We start from the raw sequence: 14,071 nt of genomic DNA on the forward strand, positions 1-14,071 counted from the left end.
CCGCGAACGGAACGATCTTCGCCTCCGCGAGCGCGCGGACCGACTCCCGGAGCATGTCGTGCTCCTCGGAGGGCCGATAAAGGTCGAAGTCCTTGCCCATGATGTGGTCCCCTAGACGCTTGTGGCACTGAGTACCCTCAGCAAAACACACTCAGTGCCATGACGCCAGAGCGCCCCGATGCCGTTTCGCATCGGGGCGCTCAAGAAACCGGGCAGTCGGTTCTCTTAACCGGGTGTGTCGCCGGTCTGGTTCCGCTCACGGCGGAGCAGCTCCGCCTCGTACTCGGCGGCCAGCTGCCCCACGCGCCCCTCGGTCAGGTCGAGGCTGGTGAGCAGTGCGGGCGTGCAGATGCTCGGCATGAAGTGCTGGAGGAGGACCGAGACCCGGTGCGCCAGGTCCTCGCGTTCGCACAGGATCTGGGACATCGCCTGGACCCCGGAGAAGGCGCCGCAGAAGAGCCTGGCCGTGTCCGCCACGTTCACGTGCACGAGGAGTTCTCCGCGCGCCTGCGAGGCCGTCAGGATCTCCGACACCTCGTCGATCCACGCCTGGAAGGCGCCGACCCGGTCGACTCCCGTGGCGCCCGTGTCCAGGGCCAGGCCGACGCTGGCGCGCACGAGGGCGTCGTGCTGCAGGCGGTGCGTGAGCAGGAAGCACTGGTCCGCGAGCTCCTGGAGCTTGATCGCCCGGGGGGACAGCGGTACGTCGAGCATCTGCGCGTCGAGCACACCGAGGGCCACTTCTTCCTTGGAGGCGAAGTGGAAGTACAGCGCCCCCTTGGTCACGCCGGCGCGCACCAGGATCTCCCCGATGGTCGTCCGCTCGTAACCGCGCTCCGCGAACACGGTCGCGGCAGCCTCCAGGATCGCCCGTCGGGTCTTGATTGCACGCGCTTGCTGCGCCAAGGCGCCTCCTGCCGTCGGTGCTCAACGTGTGACGTGAAGCATTGAAAAGAAAACCGGGCTGTACGTATTCTATGCAGGGCGGACATACCGCCCGGGGGCGCGGGGACGCAAGGGGTATCCATGCATCAGGACGGACACGGAGCGACGGCACGTGTCCCCGGGGAGTTCGTGCACCGCGCCGACCCCGCGGACATCATCCCCACGGGCTGGACGCGACTGCGGGCCGACCGGTACTCCGTCTCGGCTCACTGGCCTGCGGCACATCCCTTCTTCTCTCCGGTGGGCGGGGACCGGCACGACCCCGTACTGGTGGCCGAGACGATACGTCAGGCCACCATGCTCGTGGCCCACGCCGAGCTGGGGGTACCCGTGGAGGACCAGTTCGTCATGTGGGGCCTCCACTACACCGCCGACCCCGACGCGCTCGCCGTGGACGGCCTCTCCTCGGACATCCACCTGGACCTGGTCTGCACCGAGCTCGGCAGCCGTGGCGGCCGACTCGGGAACCTGCGCACCACCGTGGTGCTCACCCGCGACGGCCGCCACCTCGCCACCGGCGGCGCCCTGGCCCGCGCGACCTCCCTCCAGGCCTACCGCCGGATCCGCGGCGAGCGGATGGCCGCGCTCGGCGTGCCCGTCCCGCTGGTGCCCGGCGTGGCCCCCCACCTGGTCGGCCGCGAGCACGCCAGGGACGTCGTCCTGGCACCCGGCACCCGCCCGGGGCAGTGGCGGCTGCGGGTCAACACCGGCCACCCCACGCTCTTCCGGCGCCCGAACGACCACGTGCCGGGCATGGTGCTCCTGGAGGCGGCGCGCCAGGCGGCGGCGGCGACCCTCGGCGCCGGCGCGTACCTGCCCACCGGCATGGACGTCTCCTTCGAGCGCTACGCCGAACTCGACAGCCCCTGCTGGATCGAGGCCGAGACCGTGCCGACCGCAGACCCGTCGGTGGACACCGTCCGGATCGAAGGCCGGCAGGACGGCCGGTCCGTGTTCGTCGCCACCCTCACCTCCGCGTCCCGGTCCCTGGCGGTGGCCGCCGGCGGCCTCGCCGGCCGACGGGCCGGCTGACCGGACGGGATCGACGGTGCCCCGCATCCTGATCACCGGGTCGACCGGTTTCATCGGCGGCCGGGTGGCGGCGACGGCCTCGGCACGGACGGACGCCGGGCACGTCAGGCTGCTCGCCCGCCGCCCGCTGCCGCCAGCCGCCGCGCGGACCGGTCGGGCCGCGGACGAGCGGAACCAGGGCGGCCGACCTGATTTTGAGACCGTCATCGGCGACCTCCGCGACCCCGCGTCACTGCGCCGGGCGTGCGAGGGGGTCGACGTGCTGATCCACTGCGCCTCGGCCATCGGCGGGGACGAGGAGTCGGCCCGCGCGGTCAACGACGAGGGCACCCGGGCCCTGATCGACGCCGCCGTGCGCGCCGGAGTGACCCGCGTCGTCGCCCTGAGCACCGCTTCGGTGCACGGCCGCGGCCCCTTCCGGGCCGCCGCCCCCGGCACGCTCCCGCTCGCGCCCGCCTCGGCGACGAGCCGCACCCGCGCGGCGGGCGAGCGGCACGTCCTGGAGGCCGGCGGCACCGTCCTGCGGCCGCACTTCGTGTACGGCACGGGCGACCGCCACCTGGTGCCCGGTCTGGTCCGGCTGCTCGCGGCACTGCCCGGCCCGCTCGACGCCGGCACCTCGCTGCACTCGGTGATCGGGGCCGACGCCCTGGCCGGGGCCCTGGTCGGGGCGGCGCTCTCGGAGCGGACGCGGCCGGGCCCGTACTACGTCAACCATCCCGATCCGGTGCCGGTGGGGGACCTGCTCGCGCCGTGCGAGGCGCTCCTGGCGGGCCGGGCGGGCCCGCCGCGCGGACCCGCGGTGGCCGCCGCCGAGGCACGCGAGCTGCTCGCGGACCTCCCCTTCGCGCTGCACCATCTCGCCATGCTCGTCCCCGACCACTGGTTCGAGGACGACCGGCCGTGGCGAGAGCTGGGCTGCGATCCGGGGCCGTCCTACACCCGGGGGATCGCCGGCCACCTGCCCTGGTACCGGGAGCTCCTGGGCCGGGCCTGAGCCTGCCGTGCCCCGGGACCGTCAGGAACCGTCGCACGACAGGAGGGTGACGGGACGTCAGGCCACCGGTGCCGCGGTGGCGGCGGGCTCGGGGCCGGGGAGGGCGTCGGGACCGGCGAGCAGGGGCAGGAGGGTCTGCCAGAGGCCGGTGACCGTCCCCGGGGACAGCCACGCGTCGTTGTCGCGGCCGAGGGCCTCCAGGCCGACGGTGGCGGCCACGACGGTCCGGGCGAGGTCCCGCCGGCGACCCGGGTCGAAGGCGAGCAGGCCCTCGTCGGCGGCCTCCGCGAGCCGCTGCTGTACGCAGCTCTGCCACTCCTGACGCAGATTCAGCTCCGTGCGGCGGTCGTCGGCGCAACTGAGCCGGAAGCCCGCGCGGACGACCACGTCCTCGCGGAGCAGCCGGGCCAGGGCGTGCGAGGTGTCGGCGAGGTTCTGCAGGGCGTTCGACGGTCGGCGGTACTCGAGCCGGGCGGCCCGGCGCAGCCGGGACGCCGCCTCGCACTCGACGGCGACGGCGACCGCGGCCTTGTTCTCGAAGTGGAAGTGGAGCGCCCCGGGGCTCACTCCCGCCCCGGAGCTGATCGCGGACAAGGTGGCCAAGTCGTAGCCGCGCCGGTCGAATTCACCGGCCGCCGACCTGATCAGCGCGTCACGGGTCCGCGCGGCCCGCTCTTGTTTGGTCACCCATGGCTCCGTAGCACCTGCGTCTCGACGGCACGGCCCCGAACCGCGTCTTACCGATACCGCCCGACAACTCCAAACCGACTGCTTGGTATTGTAGGAGGTTTCCCCGCTCGCCCACGTCCCTTTCGGCGATCACGCGGGCAGAGCGGGGACCGGGGGTCGCCCGGCGCGGTCAGGGCCGGGTGGTGACCACCACCGCGCCGCCTCCTGACGGCGAGCCGGTGTCCTCGACGGCCACGGCACCCACCTCCACCTCGCCGACCGGTGCCACGGCGCACCGCCGGCGCTCACCCCCGGGCCCACCCCCGACCGGGCCGGAACGGGAGCGCGGCGGCGCCGTGGCACCTCCACCCCCGGCGGCGCCGTGGCGCCTCCACCCCCGGCGCCCTCAGTACTCCGGCAGTCCGCGCGGCACCCGGCCCACGGCGCGGCCCTGGGAGTCGAGAAGCCAGCCCATGCGCTTGGGGGAGTGCAGGGCGACCGTGCGGTCCTGGACCGCGAGGGCCGGGAACCGCTCGGCGAGGAGGGCCTCGAAGGGGTCCACCGCGCCGAGCCCGGGCAGCCAGACCAGGACCAGCAGGTTGTACGGGCCGCTCACCGACACGCACATCCGGACCGGGGGGAGCCGGGCCAGCGCGTTGCCGGTCTGCTCCAGGAGTCCGTGCGGCACCGACGTCCGGTAGACCACCATCGTGGAGAGCCCCGCCAGTGGGCGCGCCAGATCGCAGCGGAGCGTGATGTCACCGTCGCGCATCATCCGCTGGAGCCGGCGCCGGGCCGAGTGCTCGCTCATGCCCGTCCGGGCGCCCAGCTCCGCGTACCCGAGCCGCCCGTCCTCGCCCAGCGCGGTCAGCAGGGCCTCGTCCTGCGGCGCAGGCCGCTCGTGGAGATGGGTGCTGTACGTCCGCGGGCGAGCCGTGCCCTGCTCGCCGAGGCCCGCCCGTTCCGCCGGGTTCATCGCCCGCATCCGCCAGTCGCGCCCCTCCCCGTACAGCGTGATGCCGAGCCGGGTCCGCGTGGAGCGGACGCCGGGCAGCCCGCCGATCCCGCGGTGCACCGCGCGCCCCAGGGTGGGCAGGTCGGGCGCGGCGGCGGAGAGGAACAGGTCGAAGTCCCCGGCCGTCTCGTCCACGCCGAACACCCACGGCAGCGCCGTCACGGCGGCGCTCACCCGGTCGAAGGCGCGGGGCCGGCACCGGACCTCCACATAGGCGACGGTGGCGGTCTTCGCCGCGTCGTACGCCGTGACCCAGGCGAGTCCCTCGGCGCGGAGCCGTTCGAAGCGCCGGGCCGCCGTCGTCGCGTCCACGCCGAGCGCCCGTCCGATCCGCGTCCACGGCGCCCGGGGCGCGGCCTGCAGGGCGTCGACCAGCGCGAGATCCAGCTCCGAGAAGCCCGCGGGCGAGTCCTTCGTGCGGGAATCCGGCGGACCTTCGCGGTCTCTGAGGCTTTCCGGCGATTCCAGGGCCTTTTCGCTCACGGACCGGATCGTAGGGGCACTTCGGGCCGACGACCAGTTTCGGCCACTGGCAGAGGAGTGCCGTGCCTGCTCCGACCCTTCCCGCACCCGCGGCGGCGTCCACCGCGCACCGGCGAACCGTCCGGATCACCGTCGTCCTGCTGTTCGCCGCATGGCTGGTCGACTACGCCGACCGGCTCGTGATCAACCTCGTCCTTCCGTCCGTCGGCGCCGAGTTCGGCCTCGACCGCACCTCGCAGGGCCTCGTCGTCTCCGCCTTCTTCCTCGCCTACGCGCTCTGCCAGATCCCCGGCGGCATGCTCGCCGACCGGTTCGGCGGCCGGCGGGTGACCCTCTGGGCCCTGCTCTCCTGGTCGGTCTTCACCGCCCTCACCGGCCTCGCCTGGTCCTTCGCGGTGCTGCTCGCCCTGCGCTTCGCCTTCGGAGCCGCCGAGGGCGTCTTCCCGCCTGCCTCCATGAAGGTCCTCGTCGAGCGCACCCGCCCCGAGGAACGCATGAGCGCCAACGGCACGGTCATGAGCTCCAACGCCCTCGCGGCCGTCGTCACCCCGCTCGCCGTCGCCCCGCTCGTCGCCGTCTTCGGCTGGCGCTCGGCTTTCTGGTCCACCGCCGCCCTCGGCATCCTCGCCCTCGTCGCCGTACGCCTCCGGCTCCCCGACCCGCTGCCCCGCACCCGCGGGGCCGAGGAGGCCGCCGCCCCGCGTCCCGCCCTCCGATCCGTACTGCGCACGGGCGTCCTGTGGCGCTTCGCCCTCATGATGTTCGGCTACAACACCATCGTGTGGGGGCTCAACACCTGGGTGCCGTCGTACCTCGGCGAGGAGCACGGGGTCTCCCTCACCTCGGCCGGCGCGCTGCTCGCCGTCCCCGCCCTCGGCGCCGCCGTGGCCACCGTCCTCGGCGGCCGCCTCTCCGACCGGCTCGGCGGCCACCACCGCAGGATCATCGTGCCGGGCATGACCGTCGCCGCCGTCGCCCTGCTCGTCATGGCGAGCACGCCCTCCCTCACCGGCTTCGTCGTGTTCGGCACCCTCGCCGTCTCCGCCGCCTCCCTCGCGTACATGCCGATCTTCGCCGTCCCCCTCGCCGGTCTCACCCCGGCCCACGTGGGCGTGGGCAGCGCCGTGATCATCCTCGGCGGACAGGTCGCCGGCATGGTCGCCCCGCCCGTCATGGGCGCGCTCGCCGACGCCTTCTCCTTCCGGGTCGCCTTCGCCTTCCTCGTCCTCGGCGCCGCGACCGCCGCCGTCATGGCCTGTCTGACCCCGCAGGACGCCGACGCCTTCCGCGCCGCCGCGGACCGCACCCCGCACGCCCCGAGCCCCGCAAAGGAAACCGCATGACCGCCGTCCCGCCCCTCGCCCGCCTCCTCGCCGCACCGCTCGCCTCGCCCCTCGGCCCGCTCCTCGCCGGCCTCGGCGAACGGCTCCCCGGGCTCGTCGCGCTCTACGAGGACCTGCACGCCCACCCCGAGCTGTCCTTCCGGGAGTTCCGCACCGCCGGGGTCGTCGCCGAGCGGCTGCGCGCCCAGGGCTGGGAGGTCACCGAAGGCGTCGGGCGCACGGGCGTGGTCGGCGTCCTCGCCAACGGTCCCGGCCCCGTCGTCCTGCTCCGCGCCGACATGGACGCCCTCCCCGTCAAGGAGGAGACCGGACTCCCGTACGCCTCCACCGCCACCGGCACCGACCCGGACGGCGCCGAGGTGCCCGTCATGCACGCCTGCGGGCACGACGTGCACGTCACCTGTCTGCTCGGCGCCACCGGCCAGCTCGCCGCCCACCGGGACGCCTGGCACGGCACGGTGGTCGCCGTCTTCCAGCCGGCCGAGGAGGTCGGCGGCGCGTCCGTCATGATCGAGGACGGTTTCCTCGACCGCTTCCCGCGCGCCGAGGTCTGCCTCGGCCAGCACGTCGCCCCCGCCCCGGTCGGCTTCTTCGGCACCCGGCCGGGACCGCTCATGGCCGCTTCCGACAGCCTGCGGGTGACCCTGTTCGGGCGCGGCGGCCACGGATCCATGCCGGAGACGACGGTCGATCCCGTGGTGATGGCCGCCGCGGTCGTCATGCGCCTCCAGACCGTGGTGTCCCGGGAGATCGGCGCCGCGCAGACCACCGTCGTCACCGTCGGCTCGCTCCACGCCGGGACGAAGGAGAACGTCATCCCGGACACCGCCGAACTGCGGATCAACATCCGCTCGACCACCCCGGCCGTACGGGACCGGGTCCTGGCCGCCGTCGAGCGCATCGTCCGCGCCGAGGCCGCCGCGTCGGGCGCCCCGAAGGAGCCCGAGATCATCCCCTTCAACTCCTTCCCGGTCACCGTGAACGAGCCGGCGGCGACCGCCGTCGTGCAGTCGGCCCTCACCGAAGTCCTCGGCGGGGGAAGGGTCTTCACGCTCCCCCGGGCGATCACCGGCAGCGAGGACTTCGGCGCCTTCGGCAGCGCGCTCGGCGTCCCCTCCGTGTTCTGGCACTTCGGCGGAGCCGACCCCGCCCTCTACGCGGACGTCGACCCCGCCGCGCTCCTGGAGAACGGCCTCCCGGACACCGTCCCCGCCAACCACTCGCCGCACTTCGCCCCAGTCCCCGGGCCGACGATCCCGCTCGGCGTCACGGCGCTGCTCGCGGCCGCCGCGCCCTGGCTGCGGAGGACGGCCGCCGGCGCCTGACAGCCGCCCGGTCCGGGTCGCACGGGGTGCTCTCCGGCGGCCGGCCGGCGCGGCGCCGCCGGTGGCTAGAGTGGGGACACGATGACACGTTTTCGCGAGAGCGTCCGGTCCCTGCTGCGGGAGCAGGTGCTCGACGCCGCCTACCGCCTCGTCGCCGCCGACGGCTGGGGCGGCCTGCGCATGACCGCCATCGCGCGGGCGGCCGGCATCAGCCGCCAGACCCTCTACAACGAGTTCGGGTCCAAGGAGGCCATCGGCAAGGCCCTGGTCCAGCGCGAGCTGGAGGGCTTCCTCGTCGGCATCCAGCGCGAACTCGACGCCCACCGCGGCGACCTGGAGGCCGCGGCCGCCGCGGGCGTCGGCTACACGCTCCAGCAGGCCGTGGACAACCCGCTCGTCAAGAGCGTCCTGATCGCCGCCCGCGGAGGCGAGGACGACCTCCTCGCCTACCTCACCACCCGCCCCGAACCGGTCTTCGGCACCGCGACGGCCATGCTCGACGCCTACGCGACCGAGGCCTGGCCCGACGTCGACGACGAGTCCCGCGGCCTCGCCGTCGAGACCGTCGTCCGCCTCACCGTCAGCCACGTCGTCCAGCCGGTCGCCTCCCCCGAGGTCTCCGCCCGCCGCATCGCCCGCATCACCGCGAGGATCGCCCACCCGCGCCCCACCGCCTGACCGGTCAGGCGGCCGCACCGGTCAGCCGGCCGCACCGGTCCGCAAAGCGGCCCGGAGAGGACGGCGAGGCCCGCTGTCGGACACGGGGGATCTCCGGCAGCGGGCCTCTGTTGAAGATTGTACGAGGCTGTGGGGGGCCGGTGTCCAACCGGGGTGCGGGCCCGGATGGCGGGGTGCGGGCGCACGGGGTACATGTCCATGGAGGAGTGTCGCCGCCGACCGCAGGGAGGCCGCCGTGGAGAGCAGAAGCATAGGGTTCGTGCATTCCTTCAACCGTCTCGGCGGGTACGGGTTCGTCGTCCCCGTGGGCTCCGGGGAGCAGGTGTACTTCAGTGCCGAGGACATCGAGGGCGGCGAGCGGACCCTCTCGGAGGGGCAGCAGGTCACCTTCGTGCTCGTCCTGGGGGAGGGCCGCTTCGAGGCCAAGGAGCTGCGCGTCTGAGGCCGTCCGCGGCTGCCTACGATGGGCCCATGTCTGAGCGAGTGGATCCCCCGGCCGCCTCCCACGCGCACGAGCGGACGCCGGGCCCGCGCGAACTCTCGGCGGCGGCGGGCGTCTTCGCGCTGCTCTCGGACCCGACCCGGCTCCATCTCGTGTGGCTGCTCACCCGCGGGGAGGCCGACGTCACCGCACTGACGGAGGCCTGCGGCGCCGCCCGGCCCGCCGTGAGCCAGCACCTGGCGAAGCTGCGGCTCGGCGGACTCGTCCAGTCGCGCAAGGACGGCCGCCGGGTCGTCTACGCGATGCCGGACGGGCACCTGAAGCGCCTCGTGGTCGAGGCGATCAGCCGCGCCGACCACGAGGTGACCGGCGAGCCCTGGCACTCCTGACGGTCGGAGCGCGGTCGATCCGTGAGGTGCCGATCCCTGACGTGAACATGTGCGCACCCATGCACGCATCGGCTACGGTGGACATCCGTACTCCGCCGCGGCCGACCGGGGGCGTCCATGCTGTCCGTGCTGCGCAACCGCACCTACCGACGCCTGTTCGGCGCCCAGGTCGTGGCCCTGGCCGGCACCGGCCTGGCGACCGTGGCGCTGAGCCTCCTCGCCTACGACCTCGCGGGCGCCGACGCCGCCGCCGTGCTCGGCACGGCCCTGGCGATCAAGATGGCCGCCTACGTGGGGCTCGCGCCGGTCGTCGCCGCACTAGCCGACCGCGTGCCCCGGCGCGCCCTCCTCGTCGCGATGGACGTGGCGCGGGCGGCCGTCACCCTCTCCCTGCCGTTCGTCACCCGCGTGTGGCAGGTCTACGTCCTGATCCTGCTTCTCCAGGCGGCCTCCGCCGCCTTCACCCCGGCGTTCCAGGCGACGATCCCGCAGGTCCTGCCGGACGAGCGGGAGTACACCGAGGCCCTCTCGCTCTCCCGGCTCGCCTACGACCTGGAGAGCCTGGCCGGCCCGGTGCTCGCCGCCGCCCTGCTCACCGTCGTCCCGTACGCCTGGCTCTTCACCGGCACCGCCGCCGGATTCCTGGCCTCGGCTCTCCTCGTCCGCGCGACGCCCCTGCCCGATCCCGAGCCGCCGACACGAGCCGCGCCCGAGCCGCGCGGGGGAGCCGGGCCCGAGTTGCCCGGACTGGCCGTGTCCGCGCTGTCCGGGCCGGACCTCCCGGTTCGCCCCGGCCCGCCCGCACCCGCTCCGCCCGGAGGCGCCCGGGTGCGTGGCGGCCGGGCCCGGAGGGCGTACGACAAGGTGGCCTTCGGGGCGCGGCTGCTGCTCGCGACCCCGCGTCTGCGGGCCCTGCTCGCGCTGGATCTGGCCGTGGCGGCGGCCGGGGCCGTGGTGCTGGTCGGGACCGTGCTGCTCGTGCGGGACACTCTGGGGCGTACGGCCGGGGACGTGCCGCTCGCCCTCGGCGCGTACGGGGCGGGGTCGATGGCGGTGGCGCTGCTGCTGCCGCGCGTCCTGGGACGGGCGGACGACCGCGCGGTGATGGTGCGGGCCGCGTTCGTGCTGCCCGGGGCGCTCGGGCTGCTCGCCGGGGGGCTCGCGGCGCCCGCGGGTGCGTGGTCCTGGCCCGCGCTGCTCGTGCTGTGGGCGGTCGTCGGCGCGGCCGGCTCGGCGGTGCTGACGCCCGGCGGCAGGGTGGTGCGCCGCTCGGCCGGGAGCGGCGACCTGCCGGCCGCGTTCGCGGCCCGCTTCTCGCTGTCGCACGCGTGCTGGCTCGTCACCTACCCGCTGGCCGGGTGGCTCGCCGTGCGGTCGGGACCCGCCGTCGCGGCGGCCGCGCTCGCCGCCGTGGCCCTGCTCGGCGCCGTCGCGGCGGCGCGGCTCTGGCCCCGTACGGACCCGGTCGAGCTGCCGCACGTCCATCCTGAACTCCCCGCCGGTCACCCGCACCTGGCCGGGGCCGGAGGCCCGCACACCCACGACTTCCACATCGACGCGCTGCACCGGCACTGGCCGAAGCCGAACGGGCCCGCGGCGCCGGACCCCGGGCTGCCCTCGCCCGCCCCGCCCTCGCCCGCCCCGCCCGCCTCGGGGCCGCACGCGTCGAAGCCGCCGGGCGCCGGCCCGTCCGGCCGGTCCGCGTCCGGCCGGTCGTGGCCCGGCAGGGCATGGGCCGGTCAGCGCGGGAGGCGCATCTCCAGGCCGTCGAGGACCACGTCCAGGCCGTAGGCGAACTTCGCGTCTCGCAGGGCGACCGGGTCGACGGTGGCGGTGACGGCGGCGTCGGCGTACGCCGAGGCGAGGTGGTCGGGGTCGGCCGCCGCCTGCTGCGCGGCGGGCATGAGGCGGGCGATGAACGCGGCCTCGGTGTCGCCGGACCGGGCGACCGTGGTGAGCCACGCGGCCTCGGTGGTGCTCATGCCGATGACGTACGCGAGCAGGGTGTCGATCGCGCGGCTCGGCTCGGGGAACCCGCCGGCCGCGAAGAGGGTGGCGAGCCGCTCGGAGTACGCCATGAGGTTGGGGCCCAGATAGGCGAGGCCGGCCTGGCCGAGCATGGACGAGAGCCACGGGTGGCGCAGGGCCGTCGCGCGGAACGAGGCGGCGGCCTCCGTGGCGGCATCGCGCCAGGGGCCGCCGGGCGCCGGGACCGTGATCTCGGCGGCGACCTCGTCCACGGCGAGCTCCATCAGTTCGTCCTTGGTCGCGACGTGCCGGTAGAGGGAGGTCGCGCCGGCGTTCAGGCGGGCGCCGAGTTTGCGCATGCTGAGCGCCTCGATGCCGTCGGCGTCGAGCATGGCGACCGCCTCCCGGACGATCGCGGTCCGGCTGAGCGCGGGCTGGTCCGGGGCGGACTGCTCGCGGGCCCACACGGACGGTACGGGGTTCGCCTTGGCGGCCATGGTCCTCCTTCGCTGCGTACGACGTTCGCATCGAGCGTACAGGGCTCCGGTGTTGCGAACACCGTACGCATCTGCGTACAGTGTTCGCATCGAAGGAAGTCGTACGAAGACCGAGGGGGAACTCCCGATGGAAACCCGCAACCCACGCCGCTGGTGGATCCTGGTCGTGCTGTGCCTCAGCACCCTGGTCCTGGTGGTCGACAGCATGGCGCTGACCGTCGCGGTGCCCTCCATGACCGAGGACATCGGGGCGAGCGCCCAGGACATCCAGTGGATCCTGGACTCCTACATCCTCGTCTTCGCCGGTCTCCTGCTCACCTCGGGAAGCCTCGGCGACCGCTTCGGACGGCGGAAGGTCATGGTCCTCGGCCTGCTGCTCTTCGGAGCCGCGTCCCTGGCCGCCACGGTCTGCGCCGGCCCCGGCGAGGTCATCGCCGCCCGGATCACGATGGGCGTCGGCGGCGCGCTGATCATGCCCTCGACGCTCTCCATCCTCATCACCGTCTTCGCCGAGGACGAGCGGCCCAAGGCGATGGCGGCCTGGGGTTCGGTGTCGATGCTCGGCCTGGTCGGCAGCCCCGTCCTCGGCGGCGTCCTGATCGACCACTTCTCGTGGCACTCGATCTTCTTCATCAACGTCCCGGTCGTCGCGCTCGCCGTCCTCGCCGCCCTCACCCTGATGCCCGAGTCCAAGGGGCCCTGGCAGAAGCCCGACCCGCTCGGCGCGATCCTCTCCGCCGTCGGCATGACCGCGCTGATCTGGTGGATCATCGAGATCCCGCAGCACGGCGCCTTCGAGGGCCGCTCGCTCGTCACCCTGGCGGTCGCGGTCGTCGCCCTCGCCGGATTCGTGGTCTGGGAGAACGTCACCCCCGAGCCGATGGTGCCCCTGGTCCTCTTCAAGCACCGCAACTTCAGCGGCGGTTCGCTCTCGCTGACCCTGGTGCAGATCGGCAACGGCGGCCTGCTCCTCGTCCTCACCCAGTACCTGCAGTTCGTCCTCGGCTACTCGCCCGTCAAGGCCGGTCTCGCCTTCGTCCCGCTCGCCGTCGCCGCCCTGATCGGCAACGGCGCCGGTGCCGGCCTCGCCGCGAAGACCGGCAACCGGATCCTCGTCCTCGTCGGCATGCTCGTCATGGCCTCCTCCTTCGCCCTCCTCACCACCGTCGACGCCGCATCCGGCTTCACCGTCCCGGCCGTCGCCCTGGGTCTGCTCGGCCTCGGTGCGGGCCTCGCGATGCCGGCCGCCGTCGGCGCGCTGATGAGCACCATCCCCGAGGAGAAGGCGGGCGTCGGCTCCGCGCTGAACGACACCATCCAGCAGGCCGGTACCGCCCTCGGCATCGCCATCCTCGGCTCGCTCCTCACCAGCACCTACTCCCGTGAGATGCCGGCCGACGCCCCCGAGCGGGCGAAGCAGTCGATCGGCGGCGCCCTCGCCGCAGCCCAGGGCGACACCCGCCTGGTCGAGGCGGCCCGCGAGGCCTTCACCTCCTCGATGTCCACCACCTTCACCATCAGCGCCGCCGGCGTCCTCGCCGCCGCCGTCCTCGCGACCCTGGTCATGCGGGACACCAAGAAGGCCGCCCCCACCCCGTCCACCGACGAGCCGGCGGTGGAGAAGGCGGAGGCCGTCGCCTGACCCCCCACACGTGTGAGAGCCGGTGCCCCGAGGGCACCGGCTCTTCCCCTTCGTACCCGGACCCGTATGCCTCCGGGCTCGTCCGCCGCCGCGCTGCCGTCGGCGGACCGCCGTCACGGCCTCTCGCCGGTGATCAGCGGTCAGCGCACGGCGGTCAGCGTACGACCGTCAGTGCCCGGCCCTCAGCGGGCCGCCGTCGGCGCCGGCCCGGACGCCACGGAGAGGGCGAGCGCGAGGCCGTGCGAGAGCTGCCGCCCGAGGTCGGCCTCCGGGTCGGCGCGGACGAGCCGGCGTACCGCCTGCATCGCCTCCCACGCGGAGATCTCGGCCAGCGTCCGGCCCCACGTCTCGCCGAGCCGGTCCGAGAGATAGGCGCAGAACCCAAGCTGAATCGTTCCTTCGCGGGCCCTTTCCTCCTGGTGCGCCTTGAGCGCCGCCGTCAGGAACGCCGTCGCCCTCCGTGGACCGAGAGCGCTCAGAATGATCCGGAGGTACGGGTCCACAAGCGGGTGAGGACGATCGTTCGAGGCGGACATCAGACGTTCCCTGTAGTCGTTGGCCATGGGCTCACAGTGATGCGACACCCCCCGGCCCCACGGCCCGCGACACGGCCCGCGGCGACTTCAACGCCCGATCGGACGTGTCG

The 14,071-nt window shown here is 74.2% G+C and carries 14 protein-coding genes; 9 read left to right on the top strand and 5 right to left on the bottom strand.

What is annotated here, in order from left to right; all coding sequences use genetic code 11:
- Positions 1 to 225: 225 nt before the first annotated feature.
- Entirely contained in the window at positions 226 to 906 is a 681-nt protein-coding gene (locus tag AC067A_RS36580; protein ID WP_479247800.1) for a ScbR family autoregulator-binding transcription factor, read from the bottom strand.
- A gap of 120 nt (positions 907 to 1,026) precedes the next feature.
- Here AC067A_RS36580 and AC067A_RS36585 point away from each other — a divergent pair, with 120 nt between their 5' ends.
- Together AC067A_RS36585 and AC067A_RS36590 are read left to right on the top strand one after the other, a co-directional pair.
- Positions 1,027 to 1,977: a ScbA/BarX family gamma-butyrolactone biosynthesis protein gene (locus AC067A_RS36585; protein WP_479247802.1), complete on the top strand. Its 951-nt coding sequence runs from the start codon at positions 1,027 to 1,029 to the stop codon at positions 1,975 to 1,977.
- A 16-nt stretch (positions 1,978 to 1,993) separates the two neighbouring features.
- Positions 1,994 to 2,974, top strand: a complete 981-nt coding sequence (locus AC067A_RS36590; RefSeq protein WP_479247804.1) for an NAD-dependent epimerase/dehydratase family protein — start codon at positions 1,994 to 1,996, stop codon at positions 2,972 to 2,974.
- Positions 2,975 to 3,031: 57 nt separating this feature from the next.
- Here the strand turns inward: AC067A_RS36590 and AC067A_RS36595 are convergent, their stop codons facing one another.
- A complete protein-coding gene (locus AC067A_RS36595; protein ID WP_479247805.1) occupies positions 3,032 to 3,661 on the bottom strand; it encodes a ScbR family autoregulator-binding transcription factor in 630 nt (209 codons plus the stop codon).
- A gap of 388 nt (positions 3,662 to 4,049) precedes the next feature.
- The gene (locus AC067A_RS36600; RefSeq protein WP_479247807.1) at positions 4,050 to 5,141 is read right to left on the bottom strand and encodes an Lrp/AsnC family transcriptional regulator; all 1,092 of its coding nucleotides are present in this window, start codon (positions 5,139 to 5,141) and stop codon (positions 4,050 to 4,052) included.
- A gap of 62 nt (positions 5,142 to 5,203) precedes the next feature.
- Between AC067A_RS36600 and AC067A_RS36605 the strand changes: the two genes are divergently transcribed.
- The 6 genes from AC067A_RS36605 (at position 5,204) to AC067A_RS36630 (ending at position 11,109) form a co-directional block, all read left to right on the top strand.
- A complete protein-coding gene (locus tag AC067A_RS36605; protein ID WP_479247809.1) occupies positions 5,204 to 6,484 on the top strand; it encodes an MFS transporter in 1,281 nt (426 codons plus the stop codon).
- Positions 6,481 to 7,809 (top strand): amidohydrolase, encoded by a 1,329-nt coding sequence (locus AC067A_RS36610; protein WP_479247811.1) that lies wholly within the window; start codon positions 6,481 to 6,483, stop codon positions 7,807 to 7,809. Before AC067A_RS36605 ends, AC067A_RS36610 begins: the two co-directional genes overlap by 4 nt.
- An 81-nt stretch (positions 7,810 to 7,890) precedes the next feature.
- The gene (locus tag AC067A_RS36615; protein ID WP_479247813.1) at positions 7,891 to 8,487 is read left to right on the top strand and encodes a TetR/AcrR family transcriptional regulator; all 597 of its coding nucleotides are present in this window, start codon (positions 7,891 to 7,893) and stop codon (positions 8,485 to 8,487) included.
- A gap of 235 nt (positions 8,488 to 8,722) precedes the next feature.
- A complete protein-coding gene (locus AC067A_RS36620; protein WP_479247816.1) occupies positions 8,723 to 8,929 on the top strand; it encodes a cold-shock protein in 207 nt (68 codons plus the stop codon).
- Positions 8,930 to 8,958: 29 nt separating this feature from the next.
- Entirely contained in the window at positions 8,959 to 9,318 is a 360-nt protein-coding gene (locus AC067A_RS36625) for an ArsR/SmtB family transcription factor (RefSeq protein ID WP_033212090.1), read from the top strand.
- A 117-nt stretch (positions 9,319 to 9,435) separates the two neighbouring features.
- Entirely contained in the window at positions 9,436 to 11,109 is a 1,674-nt protein-coding gene (locus tag AC067A_RS36630) for an MFS transporter (protein ID WP_479247820.1), read from the top strand.
- On the opposite strand, the gene AC067A_RS36635 is transcribed toward AC067A_RS36630, so the two are convergent.
- On the bottom strand, positions 11,058 to 11,783 hold the full coding sequence (locus AC067A_RS36635) for a TetR/AcrR family transcriptional regulator C-terminal domain-containing protein (protein WP_479247821.1): 726 nt from the start codon (positions 11,781 to 11,783) through the stop codon (positions 11,058 to 11,060). The two genes, AC067A_RS36630 and AC067A_RS36635, sit on opposite strands and share 52 nt — an antisense overlap.
- Positions 11,784 to 11,910: 127 nt before the next feature.
- On the opposite strand from AC067A_RS36635, the gene AC067A_RS36640 reads away from it, so the two are divergent.
- Positions 11,911 to 13,425: an MFS transporter gene (locus tag AC067A_RS36640; protein WP_479247824.1), complete on the top strand. Its 1,515-nt coding sequence runs from the start codon at positions 11,911 to 11,913 to the stop codon at positions 13,423 to 13,425.
- 182 nt (positions 13,426 to 13,607) lie between these two features.
- On the opposite strand, the gene AC067A_RS36645 is transcribed toward AC067A_RS36640, so the two are convergent.
- Positions 13,608 to 13,988: a hypothetical protein gene (locus AC067A_RS36645; RefSeq protein WP_479247827.1), complete on the bottom strand. Its 381-nt coding sequence runs from the start codon at positions 13,986 to 13,988 to the stop codon at positions 13,608 to 13,610.
- Between the last annotated feature and the right edge of the window lie 83 nt (positions 13,989 to 14,071).

The sequence above is a fragment of the Streptomyces sp. NPDC043176 genome (assembly GCF_056436715.1).